Raw genomic sequence first — 16,057 nt, forward strand, 5'->3', positions numbered from 1 at the left:
CACACCTACTAACGATTATTTTTTAGCGATGATGCTGACCCAGTCCTCCATTGAAAGAACCTCGACGATCGTAAAGCCATCTTTCACCAGTGCATCTTTGACTTCCTGTTTTTTCTGCTGAATGATTCCCGAAGTAATGAAATAACCGCCGTCTTTCAACAGGCTGTATGCCTGATCCGTAAAGCGCAAGATGACCTCGGCCAGGATGTTGGCGACGATGACGTCTTTTTCCCCTTCGACGCCGTCAAGCAGATTATTTTGCTTGATCTCGATATGATCGCTGACTTTATTGAGCTTGGAGTTCAAGCGGGCGCTTTCCACGGCTACAGGATCGAGATCATATCCTTCAACCTGTTTGGCGCGAAGCATGGCTGATGCAATGCTCAAAATGCCTGTTCCCGTTCCGACATCCACGACCGAATCCCCTTCTTTCACATACCTTTCGAGCGCCTGTATGCAAAGTACGGTTGTCGGGTGTGTGCCTGTTCCGAACGCCATTCCCGGGTCCATCTCGATGATGAGCTCATCCGTATGAACCGGTGTGTACTCTTCCCATGTCGGAACAATCGTAAACTTCTCGGAAATTTTTACGGGATGATAATATTTTTTCCATGCTGTCGCCCATTCTTCTTCGTTAACCTCGCTGATGGTGATTTTGTTCCGTCCGAGGTCAATATCATACAGCAGCAGATTATTGATGGTTTCCTTGATTCCTTCTACGGTCTCTCCCAAAAAGCTGTTGATCGGGAGATACGCTTTAATGATGACTCCTTCATCAGGGTAATCATTGGGGTCGAGCTGGTAGATTTCTCCGTATACATTCTCACGCTCTTTAATTAAATCAAGCGGATCTTCAATTACGACTCCACTCGCACCAGCTTCATGCAAAATATTCGAGATGGGCTCAACCGCTTCATGTGTCGTGTGAATGCAGATTTCGGACCATTTCATACTACCAACTCCTCATCCAATCATTAATCGCCTTTAAAGGCGCGCTTTACTTTATCGAAAAAACTCATTTCCTGTTCATCCGGCATATTTCCGCTCACTTCTGCAAATTCGCGGAGAATATTTTTCTGGTTTTCTGTTAAATTCGTCGGTGTCACGACGCGGACGACGATGTGCTGATCGCCTTGACCGTACCCGCGTACGTTGGCAACGCCTTTTCCTTTTAAACGGAACTTGGTGCCTGTCTGCGTGCCCGCCGGCACTTTTAATTTTACTTTACCGTGAAGAGTAGGCACTTCGATTTCGTCCCCGAGCGCAGCCTGTGCAAATGTCAGCGGCATTTCGCAGTAAATATCGTCGCCATCGCGCTCGAAAAATTCGTGTTCTTGGACGCGGAAAACGACGAATAAGTCACCTGACGGACCGCCGTTGATCCCCGGTTCACCCTGTCCGGATACTCGAAGCTGCTGGCCGTCATCCACACCCGCCGGGATGGTGACATTGATTTTCTTGCGTTTTTTCACTTTTCCTGTACCGCCGCAAGTTGAACATTTGTGCTTAATTTGCTTACCCGTTCCATTACAGTAATGACATACTCTTCTGTTGACAACTTTTCCGAACGGAGTCGACTGCTCCATGTTCAGCTGGCCAGAGCCGCCGCAGTGTGAACAGGTTTCCGGCTTTGTTCCCGGTTTCGCGCCTGAGCCGCTGCATGTTTCACATGTTTCTTCACGCGGAATTTCGATCGTCGTCTCTTTTCCGAAGGCCGCTTCTTCAAATGACAGTGTCATCGTATACTGCAGATCGGCGCCCTGCCTCGGGGCATTCGGGTCTCTCCGCCTTGCGCCGCCTCCGAAAATGCTTGAGAAAATATCGTCAAACCCAAAGCCGCCGAAGTCGCCGCCGCCGAAACCTCCGCCGCCGAATCCCTGATTTGGATCGGTGTGGCCAAACTGGTCGTAATGGGCCCGTTTTTGGTCATCAGAAAGTGTTTCATAGGCTTCTTTGACTTCTTTGAATTTTTCATCCGCTCCGGCTTCTTTGTTGATGTCCGGGTGATATTTTTTAGAAAGCTTGCGGTAAGCTTTTTTAATCTCATCTTTAGAAGCGCTCTTACCTACCCCAAGCACCTCATAGTAATCACGCTTACTCATCTCTTCACACTCCCGATTTTCTCACATAAATTAGATTGTATCATTTCAAATTATGTTTTTTCAATTCCTTTTGTCCTTTAGGAAGAAAAAAGTCAAAGTCAAGAGATCCTGACTTTGACTTTCATCGCCTGTAAGGTCATGTGCTGTGCAAACCGGGGTAAGCACAGCACATTTTATTTCAATTATTTTTGTTCTTTGTCGTCGTTTACTTCTTCATATTCAGCGTCAACGACATTGTCGTCGGCTTTTTTAGCGCCGGCGCCGCCGTCTTGCTGAGCCTGAGCCTGTTTTGCAGCTTCTTCGTAAAGCTTCATTGAAAGCTCTTGGACGATCGCTTGCAGCTCATCTTTTTTCGCCTTGATTTCATCAAGATCATTTTTCTCGATCGCAGCTTTTAACGCGTCTTTTGCATCATTCGCTTTTTTCACTTGCGCTTCATCGGCTTTGCCTTCAAGATCTTTCAGCGTTTTTTCAGTTGTGAAGACAAGCTGATCCGCTTCGTTGCGAAGCTCGATTTCTTCTTTTTTCTTCTCATCCGCTTCGGCGTTTTCTTCAGCTTCTTTCACCATGCGTTCGATCTCCTCGTCAGAAAGACCTGAAGAAGATTTGATCGTGATGTTTTGCTCTTTGCCGGTACCCAGATCTTTCGCGCTGACGTTGACGATACCGTTCTTATCGATGTCAAATGACACTTCGATTTGCGGTACGCCGCGAGGAGCCGGCGGAATATCTGTAAGCTGGAAGCGTCCGAGCGTTTTGTTGTCGGCAGCCATCGGGCGCTCACCTTGGAGCACGTGGATGTCAACCGCTGTTTGGTTGTCAGCCGCTGTTGAGAACACTTGGGACTTGCTTGTCGGGATTGTCGTGTTGCGGTCAATCAGCTTCGTGAACACGCCGCCCATTGTTTCGATACCAAGTGACAGCGGAGTTACGTCCAGAAGGACAACATCTTTGACATCGCCTGTGATGACGCCGCCTTGAATGGCTGCACCAAGGGCTACGACTTCGTCAGGGTTGACGCCTTTATGCGCTTCTTTTCCAGTTTCTTTTTTGATCGCTTCCTGAACGGCAGGAATACGTGTTGATCCGCCGACAAGAATTACTTTGTCGATTTCGCTTGCAGAAAGCCCCGCATCTTGAAGAGCCTGGCGGACTGGACCCATTGTGCGCTCTACCAAGTGTGAAGACAGCTCTTCAAACTTCGCGCGGGTCAGTGTCAATTCAAGGTGCAGCGGACCTGCGTCACCGGCTGTGATAAACGGCAGCGAAATTTGCGTAGAAGATACGCCGGAAAGGTCTTTTTTCGCTTTCTCAGCCGCATCTTTTAAGCGCTGAAGCGCCATTTTATCTTTAGAAAGATCAATGCCGTTTTCTTTCTTGAATTCTGAGACGAGATGATCGATGATCACTTGGTCAAAGTCGTCTCCTCCAAGGCGGTTGTCACCCGCTGTAGAACGAACTTCGAATACGCCGTCTCCCAATTCAAGGATGGAAACGTCGAATGTACCGCCGCCAAGGTCGTAGACGAGGATCGTCTGATCTTCTTCCGTCTTATCCAGACCGTATGCAAGCGCAGCTGCAGTCGGCTCGTTGATGATCCGCTCAACTTCAAGTCCGGCAATTTTACCGGCATCCTTTGTCGCTTGACGTTCTGCATCGTTGAAGTATGCAGGAACTGTGATTACGGCTTTAGATACAGTTTCGCCTAAATAGCTTTCAGCATATGATTTCAAATGCTGAAGGATGATGGCAGACACTTCTTGCGGCGTGTACTTTTTGCCTTCGATTTCAACTGTATAGTCCGTGCCCATGTGGCGCTTGACCGACATGATCGTGTTCGGATTCGTGATGGACTGGCGTTTCGCCACTTCACCCACCTGGCGCTCTCCGTTTTTAAATGCAACAACCGAAGGAGTCGTGCGGGCTCCTTCTGGATTTGGGATGACTTTCGGCTCTCCGCCTTCAAGCACTGCAACGCATGAGTTCGTTGTTCCCAAGTCGATTCCGATTACTTTGCTCATGATTTTTACCTCCTGCTATGTAGTTATTGGTTGACTTTTACCATAGAAGGACGGATCACCCGGTCCTTAAGTTTATAGCCTTTTTGCAGTTCCTCAACGACTGCGTTTGATTCGTACGCTTCATCCTCGACCTGCATAACAGCCTGGTGCATGTTCGGGTCAAATTGCTCTCCGACTGAAGGAATCTGTTCAACTCCTTCATTTTTAAGAGCCTCCAAAATTTGACGGTGCACCATTTCCATCCCTTGAAGCAGGCTTTTCGTCTGCTCGTTGTCAGGATCGATCTGTAGCGCACGTTCAAAGTTGTCAAGCGCCGGCAGCAAATCGCTGATGATGCGCTGGGAACGGTACTTTTCAGCAGCCTCAAGGTCAAGGCGTGCGCGTCGTTTGTAGTTTTCAAAGTCCGCCTGAACACGTAAAAGTTTATTTTCTTTTTCTTCAAGACGTTCTTGAAGTTCTTTTAGTTGTTTTTCAAGCATTTCTGTTTGCGTGTCTTCTGCCGGGGCATCAGCTTCAGCAGCCGTTTGTTCGGCTTCGGCTGTCTCCGCTTCTGTCTCGTTCAGTTCCTCTTGTTCGTTTAGCTCTTCAGTTTGTTTTTCTTCTGCCATCTGTGTTCACCTCCCTTAAAGGATGAGTTTCATGATAAAGAAGGGATTTCTCCCTTCTGTTTTGTTTTCAGGTACTGCCTTACCCATCATACAAACTTGTCAACGCTTTTGACAAGTCAGATGATACGTGCTGAAGCAAACCGACGACGCGGGAGTAGTCCATGCGCGTCGGCCCGATGACCGCGATGGAGCCGATCTGTTTTGAACCGACCGTGTATGTCGCGGTAATCAGGCTGCAGTTTTCCATTTCTTCATAGTCGTTTTCCTTGCCGATTTTAATGGTAATTCCGGACTCAGTCGACTGAAAGAGCCGGAGAAGCTCCTGTTCTTTCTCAATGAGCGACAATAGCGATTTCACTCTGTCAATATCGTGAAATTCGGGCTGATTCAGCATATTAATCTTGCCGCCGAAAAACAGCCGGTCGGTTTGAACAGATGAATCCAGCGTTGCGCCGAGCCCGTGTAAAATCGTATCGTAATTTTGGATATGCGACTTTAAGAAGATGACGACCTCTTTGAAAATCCTGTCTTTCAGCTCTGAGATCGGCACGCCTCTAAGGCGTTCATTTAATATATTCACCAGCTTTTCGAGATCGGAAAGATTGACCTCCGCCGGAAAGTTGATCGTTTTATTCTCGACATGGCCGGTATTCGTTACTAGAATGGCAACGGCCTTCTTAGGCTGAATCGGCACAATCTGGATCTGTTTGAGATGATTTTCGCTCAGTCTCGGACCGAGGACAATCGATGTATAATTTGTCAGATCAGACAGCACTTGAGCCGACTTCTGCACCGCTTTTTCGAGTTCAAAGATTTTTTCTTTGAAAACCGAATGAATAATGTTCAAGTCCGTTTTTGACAGCTTTCCGGGTGAAAGCAGATGATCGACATAATAGCGATAGCCTTTTTCAGAAGGAATCCGGCCTGAAGATGAGTGGGTTTTTTCAATAAAACCGAGCTCTTCCAAGTCAGCCATTTCGTTTCTGATCGTTGCTGAGCTGAATGTGATATCTTCCTTTTTGGAAAGCGTTCTTGATCCTACCGGCTGAGCTGAACGAATGAAATCGTTGACGATAACCTGCAAGATTAACAGCTGACGATTTGTTAACATCCATATCACCCCTGTTAGCACTCGACACAACTGAGTGCTAATTGTATATCAAAATTACCAAACCAAAATCAAAATGTCAATTATAACTCACCCAGGAATGCTTGAAACACTTCATTCCCTAACAGTTTTCCATTATGTGTTAAAAATACGTTGTTGCTCGTGTTCACAATCAGCCCTGTTTCTTCCAGCGAACGGAGCACTTTCGGGAAGAGATCGTCAACAGTTCTTCCGTATTTTTGGAAAAAGTGTTCTTTGTCTACTCCCGCGGTTTTTCGAAGACCGAGAAACATTTCTTCTTCAATCTGTTCATTTTTTGTAACCCTGTGTTTTTCTTTATAAGGAAAACCTGACTGCTCAATCAGGTCGATATAATGTTTAACAGGGCCGGCATTTACCGTTCTTTCACCATTGATATAGCCGTGCGCGCCCGCGCCCAAACCGAAATACTCCTCATTGTTCCAATATGTGAGGTTATGTTTGCTCTCATATCCTTTTTTGGCGTAGTTGCTGATTTCGTATTGGCCGATGCCCGCTTCTTCCATTTTCCGCATCACAAGTTCGTACATTTCTGCTTCCTGATCCTGCGGAGGCAGGTGAAGCCGGCCCTTTTTCATCAAGTTATAAAAAACGGTTTTCGGCTCGACGATCAGCGAGTAGACCGAATAATGTTCAGCCCCTAGGGCAAGCGCCGTATCGAGCGATGAAGCGAAGTGGCCGATGGTTTGTCCTGGCAGACCGAACATCAGGTCAAGGCTGATATTATCGAACCCCGCGTTTCGCGCTCTTTCAAAGGAAACGAGTACGTCTTTTTGCTCGTGGACTCTGCCGATTTTTTTTAGCAGCTCGTCTTCAAACGTCTGTACGCCAAAGCTCAGCCTGTCTACACCGGCGGCTTTTAAAACCTCCAGCTTTTCAGCCGATAAATCGTCGGGATTGGCTTCCACTGCAAATTCGGCAAGGCTTTCGGACGGTTTCAAAACGCGATGAATGGAATCAAGAAGCCGCTCAAGCTGCGCTTCCGACAGCGATGTCGGCGTTCCTCCCCCGATAAAGATCGTTTTCAGCTCCGGATGTCCGGCCGCTTCCATTGAATTGGCCATTTCCTTCTCTAAAGAACGCAAATATTCATCAACAGGCTGAGATTGAATAAAAAACTTGTTGAAGTCGCAATAATGGCAAATGTGCTCGCAAAACGGAATATGGATATATGCTGCTTTCATTGTTTTCACCTTCTTTTACAGGAAGAAGCCGCAGTGTGTTACGCTGCGGCAGCTCATGATTATGATTTCGGGCTGCTGTCGTCCATTTTCAGGACTGCCATAAAGGCTTCCTGCGGAACTTCGACAGAGCCGACCTGTTTCATTCTTCGCTTTCCTTCCTTTTGCTTTTCGAGCAGTTTGCGTTTTCTGGAAATATCCCCGCCGTAGCACTTCGCCAAAACGTTTTTGCGCATGGCTTTGATGGTTGAACGGGCGACAATTTTTGTGCCGATGGCTGCCTGGACAGGCACTTCAAACTGCTGGCGCGGAATGAGTTCCTTCAGCTTTTCGACAATAACTTTTCCCCGTTCATACGCATAATCGCGGTGAACGATAAAGGAAAGGGCATCGATTTTTTCGCCGTTCAGCATAATATCCATTTTCACGAGCTTGGACGGTTTATATCCGATGAGTTCGTAATCAAATGACGCATAGCCTTTCGTATTTGATTTAAGCTGATCGAAAAACTCGTAGACGATTTCCGCAAGCGGAATTTCGTAGACAATGCTGACGCGGTTCGCATCAAGGTACTGCATATCGATAAACTGGCCGCGCTTGCCCTGGCACAGTTCCATGACCGCTCCGACAAAGTCGTTCGGCACCATCATCGTCGCTTTGACGAACGGTTCTTCCACCCGGTCGATCTTCTGCGGATCAGGCATATTTGACGGGTTATCGACAACGATTTTTTCTCCGTCTGTCATGTACACGTCATAGATAACACTCGGAGCCGTCGTAATCAAATCGATGTTGAATTCGCGTTCAATCCGCTCCTGAATAATTTCCATGTGGAGCATCCCCAGGAAACCGCAGCGGAAGCCGAATCCGAGAGCCTGGGACGTTTCCGCCTCATACTGAAGGGCTGAATCGTTCAGCTCAAGTTTTTCAAGCGCTTCCCGCAAGTCGTTGTATTTCGCTGTATCAATCGGATACAAACCGCAATAGACCATCGGATTCAGTTTTCTGTAGCCTGGCAGGGCTTCGGGCGCTGGGTTTTCCGCACTTGTAATCGTATCCCCTACACGAGTGTCTCCGACGTTTTTGATTGCGGCCGTCAGGAATCCGACGTCACCGACAGTCAGTTCGTCAACCGGAACGGCCTTCGGTGTGAAAACGCCGACTTCAGTGACTTCAAATTCTTTTCCGGTCGCCATCATCTTGATTTTTTGACCGGCTTTTACGGTACCTTGGACGACTCTGATATAGGCGACGACCCCGCGGTATGCATCATACAGAGAGTCAAAGATCAACGCTTGAAGCGGCGCTTCCGGATCTCCGCTTGGTGCGGGAACCTTTTCAACGATCTGCTCCAATATTTCTTCAATTCCGATGCCTGCTTTTGCTGAAGCAAGGACGGCTTCTGAAGCGTCAAGACCGATGACATCCTCGACTTCCTGGCGGACGCGTTCGGGTTCTGCGCTCGGAAGGTCGATTTTATTAATGACCGGCAGGATTTCAAGGTCGTTATCAAGCGCAAGGTAAACGTTTGCCAGCGTTTGCGCCTCGATTCCCTGTGCGGCGTCGACGACGAGAATCGCGCCTTCGCATGCGGCAAGGCTTCTCGAAACCTCATACGTAAAATCGACGTGTCCCGGGGTATCGATCAGATGAAAAATATATTCCTCTCCGTCCTTTGCCTGATATTTCAGCTGTACGGAGTTCAGTTTAATGGTGATTCCTCTTTCACGTTCCAAATCCATCGAGTCGAGGAGCTGTTCTTTCATTTCCCTTTGAGTGATTGCCGCCGTCTTTTCAAGGATTCGATCCGCAAGCGTTGACTTGCCGTGATCGATATGGGCGATAATAGAGAAATTTCGGATTCTCGACTGCCTTTGTAATCGTTTTTCTTTATCTGTCACACTAATCACTCCTACTATGAAACGCAATATGCGCTAGCTTAGATTATATCAATAGGGTTGTGAAGATTCAATGCTAAGTCACATATGCTTTCTAAACCCGAAAAAGAAAAAACGAGTCCTGCATCCGACTCGTTTTTTCTTTTACTTATTCCGTTTTTTCCTTTATCCAGTCATACAATGAACGGGCTGTGTTTGTGACCGAATCGGCCAGGGCGCGGCCGGCCGAGGAAAAGAGGTTGAAAGCTTCCAGCTGTTCCAGCTCTTTTTGTTTTTCCTCCAAATCGATTTGATGGCCGAGGACTGACGCCTCCTTCGCATCCCCTTCAGATATGCTGAGCGCCGCTTTTAAATCAGGGTCCTGATACCCTTTCATTTCAATCATTCCGTTGTTCGCCTGCTGCATGCCGAGAAGGACGCCGAAAAACATGACACAGCAAGCCAATATGCATTTCCCCATAAAAGAAGCCACTTCCATCACCTGTCCTATTGTTTTTTCTTATCGTCTTCACCGGTGTCTGCATCAACTTTTTCAGCATTCCAGTACATCTCGCTGAATACATCCGCCATCGCTTCTGCAGCCCGTTCCAGCTCTTCGCGGTTATTATCTACGCCGCCAAATTCGATTAAGACGGATCTTTCGTTTAAATCTTGATTATATATGCCATTATCCCCGGCAGCTCCCTTAGATATAACACCGCGGCTCAAACCGGGATATTTTTTTTCCAGCCGTTCATGCAGTTCTTTTGCGAGTTTTAAGTTCGATTCGAAATTAGAGCTCTTCTTGCCGAGCACAAATGCAACACGTGCATAGCTTTTTCCTTTGACAGCTGCGGTTGTCGCTTTCTTCCGCTGCGAATCCCTGTGAATATCGATAAAATACTGCAAATCTTTGTTTTGAGCCATCGCCTCTTTAACGACCGGCCTTGATTCATCATAGGAACGGGCATAAGCCCAGCCTTTTTTCCGCAAGTTCGCCTGAAAGTCAGTTTTATCCACCATTGCCCCGACCCCCTGCGACTTCATCGCATTTGCGAGCATATCGCTGACAAGCGTCACATTTGCTTTCGAATGAAGCGCCCGATCAGGTACCGTCTCCCCTTTTAAAAAGGGAAGATACGACTCCGTATTGTGCGTATTGTAGATAAATACGACTTTTCGGCCGCCCGTCGATTGCTCAGGAGGTTTTTCCTCCCCTGTTTGCTTTTTCTGTTTCCCTTCAAGCTCTGCAAGATTCGCTTCTCTCTCCTCTTTTAAAACCTCAGTCGGCGGCGGAGATTCTGACGGCATATTTGTGTAATCCGTCCCTTGCCCTGCAATAAGGATTTCCGAGTCAAAATGAGAGAAGCCCGGAAGCTCCCGACCGAGAAAACTTCGCGGATCTTTTAAATTAATGCTGGTCGCCAGTTTCAAGACGATCGGAGAAAGTTCAAAGCGTTTATTCGGTTCCGGCAATTCTGATGCGAAGTAGTGGTTTTCCATTCCCAAAATGAGCCCAAAGGTCTCGCCCGCCAATTCATCGGTCACCCGGTACAACGATGAAGACGGCCTTAACTCAGGACGCAGCGATGTCAGCACGCCTGATAAAATAAAAACGAGCAGCAGGCTGACGATAAATAAGAATACTGTCTTAATCGCACTTCTTCCATTTACAGCCAGCACAAACTGACGATTCCTGCCTCTTTTTCTCATCGCAAATCCCTCCAGAGCTTGTCTAGTAAATAGACTATGTACAAGATAGAGGAAGTAGAACAAGTTCCGGTAATGCTATAAGCACGAAAAAAAGCGGCCTGGTCAGCCGCCTTAATCTTAGTGGTTATACATTCCTTTATTGTCTTGCGAGACATTTTCATGAAGCGCTGTGTTCAGACCGTTCGCAATCAAATTTGCCATATCATCGATAAAGGTATCGACCTCTTTTGGGGTTACCATTAAGTTATGGCCGAGCGGAGCGAGGACTTCATGGATCAGCTGCCTTTTTTCATCCTCTGCGAGGCCTCCGACTATACCGAGAAACGATTTGCGGTGCTCCTCATCGGGAAGATCTTCTTCGGTGAGGACCTTTCTTTTCCCAAAGCTCATCCCCGCGGGAACGAGCGACCTGGACGGACTGTCATCTCTCATCTCTCTTCCAAAATGCTTCAGCATATAATCAATCGTATCACTCGTGATCGTGACGGCATCGACCACCGTCGGAACACCGATGGCGATGACCGGAATGCCAAGCGTTTCCTCGCTTAATTCTTTTCTTTTATTCCCTACCCCAGATCCGGGGTGTATCCCGCTGTCTGAAATTTGAATGGTAGAATTCACACGCTCGATCCCTCTTGAGGCCAGCGCATCGATGGCAATGACAAAGTCGGGCTTTGAGCGATCGATTACCCCTTGGATAATATCGCTCGTTTCAATGCCGGTCAAGCCCATGACTCCAGGGGAAAGCGCGCTCACCGGACGGTAGCCATCCTCTACATTTTCGGGCTGCAGCTGAAAAAGGTGCCTCGTCACGAGAAGGTTTTCTGTCACTAGGGGGCCGAGTGAGTCGGGCGTGACATTCCAGTTGCCAAGCCCTACAATTAAGCAGCTGGCATCCCGCGGAATGTTCAAATAATCGAGAAATGCGGAAAACTCCTTCGCAAACACATTGACGACTTTTTCCTGCAAGACGGAATCCTGCTGTCTGATCCCTTGTGTTTCAAAGGTTAAATAGCGGCCGGCTTTTTTCCCCGACAGCTTCGCTCCTTCTTCATCAATGTCCATCGTCTGAATTTTGATCCCGTCTTTTTCGTATTCTTTGACTGTAAACCCTTTCAGCTCTTTCTTTGGAGAAGCTTCCTTTTCCTCTGCCAGATCCCTCGCTTCCACGGCTAAGTCTGTCCGGACTGCATATTGACTTAAATCAAGCTTCTTTTTCTCCATATTTGCATTCCCTCCAAAAACATAACTGGTGTTAGTGTGCCCACAAGGTCTGTGAACATTCCCCCGAAGCGGAGCTTTCAAACAAAAATACTTTACATTTATATTGCAATCTAAGGGTGTGTTTGATAGAATACAATTTGTTCTATTGTTGAGATCTAACCTATAGAAAAGGAACAGAGGTTATGTCTTAGGAGGTGAAACACATTGCCAAACATTAAATCAGCGATCAAACGCACAAAAACAAACAACGAGCGCCGCGCGCACAACGCAACTATCAAATCTTCAATGCGCACTGCTATGAAACAAGTTGAAACTTTCGTAAGCAACAACGAAGCAGACAAAGCGAAAGCAGCTCTTTCTGCAGCAGCAAAGAAAATCGATAAAGCAGCTAAAAAAGGTCTTGTCCACAAAAACACCGCAGCTCGTTACAAATCAAACCTAGCGAAAAAAGTGAACGGACTTTCTGCATAATAGAAAGCTTGGCCATGCCAAGCTTTTTTGCTTGCCTTCATAAAAAACGGCTCTCTTAAATGAGAAGCCGTCAGACCACCGATAAATCGTAAAAAACGCGCGGTCAGCTGGCGGAAGAAAATCAACATGACAATGTGCGCGATGCGCTGCATTGCAAAAATATACGGTCAATCCAGCCATAAGGTAGGCTCTGCAGAAAAGGGAATGCTTGCTGATCTCATCCTCTGGGGTCCGGCCTTTTTTTGTCGTCAAGCCTGAACCCCGTCCGTGCCGAAGCGAAATATTCGCGGATTGAGTAAACTGGACATGAAATGAAATAGCGTATAAGACTTATCAGGGGGAGAGCTTCCCTTCCACCTGTCAGCTATGTTCACTCGCACGACGCTATTTTTCGTGCTAAATATTGTTGATTTTTATACAAAATGAGGGAACTTCCAAAAAGGAAATTCCCTTGCTATGTACAAGTTTAATTATTCCGGTGTTTAACTTTTAAATGATAATCCAATTTCCTTCAAAGCAACCCGCAATTTAGGTAAAGACGCTGGTCCCATACCGTGAAATTTCAAAATCTCTTTTTCGCTGTATTTTGACAGAGCCTGCAAAGAAGTTATTCCATTGTGTTCCAAAGCTCGTCTGGCTGGCGCAGAGAGCAATGAAAGAAATCCGTTGTCAGGTTTGCGCTGTTGCTCACAAATCGGGCAAACAGGACAATCACTGCTTTTATCATACTGGTGTCCTTTGCTGCAAGTCCTTAAATTCTTTGTCATTTCATTTCTCCTTTTCCGCACATTTTCAATGTTTCCGATTTTATCTTTTCTTTTTTTGCAATCGTGCCCCTTTGCTATGTTTGGCATCTGATGTTCATATTCAGGATACACCGAAACTCGTTAAACTATCTTCTGGAAAAAGAAAGGCTGCGAAATCGTCGGTTTCAGAAATCGAAGCTCCAACTAGTTCCTGGATCGTCATAGCGGTTTAGTAAGGATGGTTTTACTTATAACCTGTGAGTAACTGGAGCAGGCCAAAGCGAAAAATAGACACAAATCATGAAAGTCCCAAAGACTTTTAGGTCAAACTCATTTCTCTTCTTCACTCAATTGCTTGACAAAGTCGAGATGTTTATATCCCCAGCTGCACATATCGGTCAACACCGGCGCCAACGTTTTTCCGTGCCCGGTTAAACTATATTCGACCTTCGGAGGGATTTCCTGATAAACTTGCCGTTTGACGAGACCATCATGTTCGAGCTCCCGAAGCTGGTTGGTCAGCATCCCCTGTGTAACTCCAGGGAGCATCCGTCTTAGTTCTCCGAAGCGTTTGGTGCCTTCATGAAGTAATACGAACAGGATCAGCGGCTTCCATTTTCCTCCTATGGCCGCCAAAGTTATGATGATACCTTCCGTCGTCTTCATTTCCCGTACTTTTGACTTCATCTTTGTCAACTCCCGATTCGGTATTCGTGATATCAGTTACGTTACCATATCATTCTGATTCGCGGTAGTACTCTTATTTTACATACATAGTACGGTTTACCGGACTACCATAAACAAGTTCTTTCACCGCAATAGTACGGTTTAAAGGTCTATGTACGAAAAAAAGCGTACTTTGCAATGCCAAAAATATTCGTAATAATTGGGACGAAGAAAGGTTCAAGAAAAACAACAAACGGTAGAGGAAGATGTTTATGAAAATAATGGTAATTGCAGCACATCCAAATTTGAGGGAGTCCAAATGGAACAAGGCACTAATGAACGAATTGAAAAATCATCCTGATATCTTTATTCGTGATCTGTATCAGGAGTATCAAAATTGGAGTATCGATGTTGAAAAAGAACAGCAATTATTACTTGAATATGACCGGATCGTTCTTCAGTTCCCATTTTATTGGTTCAGCTGTCCGCCTCTTTTGAAAAAATGGTTTGATGATGTGCTGACATACGGCTGGGCGCACGGCCCCGGAGGCGAAAACTTGAAAGGCAAAGAATTCATGATTGCTACGACAACAGGCGGAGCGGAAGAAGAATATCGCGTTGGGGGCCGCAATATGTTCACTGTAGAAGAGTATTTACGGCCGATTGAGGGTACTATTATCCGATGTCATGGCACGTTTCTTCCGGCTTTTACATCCCACAATCCTCATGACAATATCCTCAAAAACGAAGCGAAGCGATATGCAAAGCATGTTTTATCACCTAAGGAAGGATGAAGCTTGCCGATTATGAGGGTAAACGGAAAAAGAAATAAGAACAACTGAAAAGGCTGTCGAGATTTTCTCGACAGCCTAACGGCTCTCTTAAAATTAGAGAGCCGTTTTTTCAATCGGACTGCAAAAGCTTGAGCAAAAACAGCTCAAGCAGGAGCTGCTTGTCTTTTTTGCCTGTCTTCATTTCATAATCCATAACGGCGAGATGCTCGATGATGCTTTTCAGCTCTTCTTCAGAAAACAGCCTCGCCTGGTCGATCGCGAGCTTCACCCTGAACGGGTGAACTTTGAGGTTTGAGGCGATTTGCTTTTGCCCGTACCCCTGCTGCGAAAAGTATTTCGTCTGCATCAAAAGCCTGAACTGGTTTGCGATCAGCGCCATCATTTTGATCGGTTCTTCATTTTGCTTTAACAGATCATAGAAAATCTGCAGCGCTTCTGTACGTTTCCGGTTCACAACCTTGTTGATCAATTCAAAAATATTCTGCTCGAGACCTCTGGCAACGAGCTTTTTGACGTCCTCAAGCGTGATCGAATCCCGATCACCAATATATGTACTAAGCTTTTTCACCTCTTGGGCAATGGCCGACAGGCTGGCATTACACAGGATGACAAGCTCCTCCGCCGCTTCTCGTTCTATGAGCTTCCCCTCTGATTTTGCAAGCCCAGTGATAAAATCAGCCGTTTCCCGGCCGTTCAGTTCTTTTGCTTCAACCATATGGGCGTGTTTTTTCAAGAGCTTGGTCAGCTTTTTCCTCTCATCAAGCTTTTCATAAGGAGCGAGCAGCACAAAAACGGAATAAGGCGCCGGCTGCGCAATATAATCCTCCAGGCTCCCGAGGTTATGCTCCATTTTATCTTTCTTTTTTTCAGCTGTTAAAAAAGACGGGTTTTTCGCAACAACAAGACGCTTCTCCCCCATAAACGGAAAAGTTTCAGCATCTTCAACAGCAAGGTCCAATGCCTCTTCTTCCAGATCAAATACGGAAAGGTTGAAATCCTTCGTCTCTTCGTCAACAACGGCTTGTCTAATCCTTTGAACCGTCTCCTGCAGAAGATACGTCTCTTTCCCGTATAAACAATAAACAGGATGAATATCGCCTTTTTTTAAGCTTTTCCAAATATCAAATACCGTCATCTGCACTTTCCCCTCTTTCATCCTTCCTTTCTATCCTAAAGCGTGTTTTGCAATTAGTAAAGAGAGAAGCGGAGTCACCCGCTCTCTCATTTATAATAAACGCCTTCCATAAACCCCCGGGTCAGTTTATAGAAGACGATGTTCATAAATTTTAGAAAACGGTTGCATGAAGCTCCTAGATTTTTGCAAAGAATTGAATTATACTGGATATCAATAGGAGGGGTAAATTGTGAATGAATTTGAAAAAGACGTGCAAAGCAAACGTAACGATCTTGTAGATTCAGGTGTCGGTTTTATCGTGTCTTTTGGCTTTTTCGCTACAATGTTTATTATCGCTACTGTTATACATCTGGCCGCTTAATCAAGCCAAGT

The 16,057-nt window shown here is 46.3% G+C and carries 16 protein-coding genes and 1 pseudogene; 4 read left to right on the plus strand and 13 right to left on the minus strand.

Translation table 11 applies throughout. From position 1 onward, the window contains the following. Positions 1-15 precede the first annotated feature (15 nt). From prmA to gpr, 10 genes are all read right to left on the minus strand, one after another. On the minus strand, positions 16-951 hold the full coding sequence (prmA, locus tag MKZ04_RS09045; RefSeq protein WP_026579278.1) for a 50S ribosomal protein L11 methyltransferase: 936 nt from the start codon (positions 949-951) through the stop codon (positions 16-18). A gap of 23 nt (positions 952-974) precedes the next feature. Continuing rightward, on the minus strand, positions 975-2,102 hold the full coding sequence (gene dnaJ / locus MKZ04_RS09050) for a molecular chaperone DnaJ (protein ID WP_020452258.1): 1,128 nt from the start codon (positions 2,100-2,102) through the stop codon (positions 975-977). Between the two features lie 182 nt (positions 2,103-2,284). After that, entirely contained in the window at positions 2,285-4,123 is a 1,839-nt protein-coding gene (gene dnaK, locus MKZ04_RS09055) for a molecular chaperone DnaK (RefSeq protein WP_020452259.1), read from the minus strand. Between the two features lie 23 nt (positions 4,124-4,146). Further along, complete coding sequence (grpE, locus tag MKZ04_RS09060; RefSeq protein WP_020452260.1) at positions 4,147-4,731, minus strand: nucleotide exchange factor GrpE; 585 nt, start codon at positions 4,729-4,731, stop codon at positions 4,147-4,149. Positions 4,732-4,810: 79 nt separating this feature from the next. After that, the gene (gene hrcA, locus MKZ04_RS09065) at positions 4,811-5,842 is read right to left on the minus strand and encodes a heat-inducible transcriptional repressor HrcA (RefSeq protein ID WP_020452261.1); all 1,032 of its coding nucleotides are present in this window, start codon (positions 5,840-5,842) and stop codon (positions 4,811-4,813) included. A gap of 80 nt (positions 5,843-5,922) precedes the next feature. Continuing rightward, complete coding sequence (gene hemW / locus MKZ04_RS09070) at positions 5,923-7,062, minus strand: radical SAM family heme chaperone HemW (RefSeq protein WP_025811134.1); 1,140 nt, start codon at positions 7,060-7,062, stop codon at positions 5,923-5,925. Between the two features lie 59 nt (positions 7,063-7,121). After that, a complete protein-coding gene (gene lepA / locus MKZ04_RS09075) occupies positions 7,122-8,960 on the minus strand; it encodes a translation elongation factor 4 (protein ID WP_020452263.1) in 1,839 nt (612 codons plus the stop codon). 145 nt (positions 8,961-9,105) lie between these two features. Beyond that, complete coding sequence (locus tag MKZ04_RS09080) at positions 9,106-9,429, minus strand: YqxA family protein (RefSeq protein ID WP_023855247.1); 324 nt, start codon at positions 9,427-9,429, stop codon at positions 9,106-9,108. Between the two features lie 14 nt (positions 9,430-9,443). Next, positions 9,444-10,649 (minus strand): stage II sporulation protein P, encoded by a 1,206-nt coding sequence (spoIIP, locus tag MKZ04_RS09085; protein WP_256164132.1) that lies wholly within the window; start codon positions 10,647-10,649, stop codon positions 9,444-9,446. A 117-nt stretch (positions 10,650-10,766) separates the two neighbouring features. Further along, positions 10,767-11,873: a GPR endopeptidase gene (gpr, locus tag MKZ04_RS09090; protein WP_341045723.1), complete on the minus strand. Its 1,107-nt coding sequence runs from the start codon at positions 11,871-11,873 to the stop codon at positions 10,767-10,769. A 204-nt stretch (positions 11,874-12,077) separates the two neighbouring features. On the opposite strand from gpr, the gene rpsT reads away from it, so the two are divergent. Both rpsT and MKZ04_RS21805 read left to right on the plus strand, forming a co-directional pair. Beyond that, entirely contained in the window at positions 12,078-12,344 is a 267-nt protein-coding gene (gene rpsT, locus MKZ04_RS09095; protein ID WP_020452267.1) for a 30S ribosomal protein S20, read from the plus strand. 92 nt (positions 12,345-12,436) lie between these two features. Continuing rightward, positions 12,437-12,656 (plus strand): annotated as a pseudogene (locus MKZ04_RS21805) (hypothetical protein); the annotation flags it as partial. 170 nt (positions 12,657-12,826) lie between these two features. Here MKZ04_RS21805 and MKZ04_RS09100 read toward each other — a convergent pair. After that, the gene (locus tag MKZ04_RS09100) at positions 12,827-13,111 is read right to left on the minus strand and encodes an RNA polymerase alpha subunit C-terminal domain-containing protein (RefSeq protein ID WP_023855249.1); all 285 of its coding nucleotides are present in this window, start codon (positions 13,109-13,111) and stop codon (positions 12,827-12,829) included. Positions 13,112-13,420: 309 nt separating this feature from the next. Continuing rightward, on the minus strand, positions 13,421-13,777 hold the full coding sequence (locus MKZ04_RS09105; RefSeq protein ID WP_023855250.1) for a winged helix-turn-helix transcriptional regulator: 357 nt from the start codon (positions 13,775-13,777) through the stop codon (positions 13,421-13,423). A 251-nt stretch (positions 13,778-14,028) separates the two neighbouring features. On the opposite strand from MKZ04_RS09105, the gene MKZ04_RS09110 reads away from it, so the two are divergent. Beyond that, positions 14,029-14,550, plus strand: a complete 522-nt coding sequence (locus MKZ04_RS09110) for an NAD(P)H-dependent oxidoreductase (RefSeq protein ID WP_025811130.1) — start codon at positions 14,029-14,031, stop codon at positions 14,548-14,550. Positions 14,551-14,659: 109 nt separating this feature from the next. Here MKZ04_RS09110 and holA read toward each other — a convergent pair whose 3' ends face one another. Further along, positions 14,660-15,685: a DNA polymerase III subunit delta gene (holA, locus tag MKZ04_RS09115; RefSeq protein WP_095291015.1), complete on the minus strand. Its 1,026-nt coding sequence runs from the start codon at positions 15,683-15,685 to the stop codon at positions 14,660-14,662. Positions 15,686-15,914: 229 nt separating this feature from the next. Between holA and MKZ04_RS09120 the strand changes: the two genes are divergently transcribed. Then, positions 15,915-16,046, plus strand: coding sequence for a YqzM family protein (locus MKZ04_RS09120; RefSeq protein WP_003183686.1), 132 nt, complete (start codon positions 15,915-15,917; stop codon positions 16,044-16,046). The last annotated feature ends 11 nt before the right edge of the window (positions 16,047-16,057 follow it).

This window comes from Bacillus sp. FSL W7-1354 (assembly GCF_038002405.1).
GTDB lineage: Bacteria > Bacillota > Bacilli > Bacillales > Bacillaceae > Bacillus > Bacillus paralicheniformis.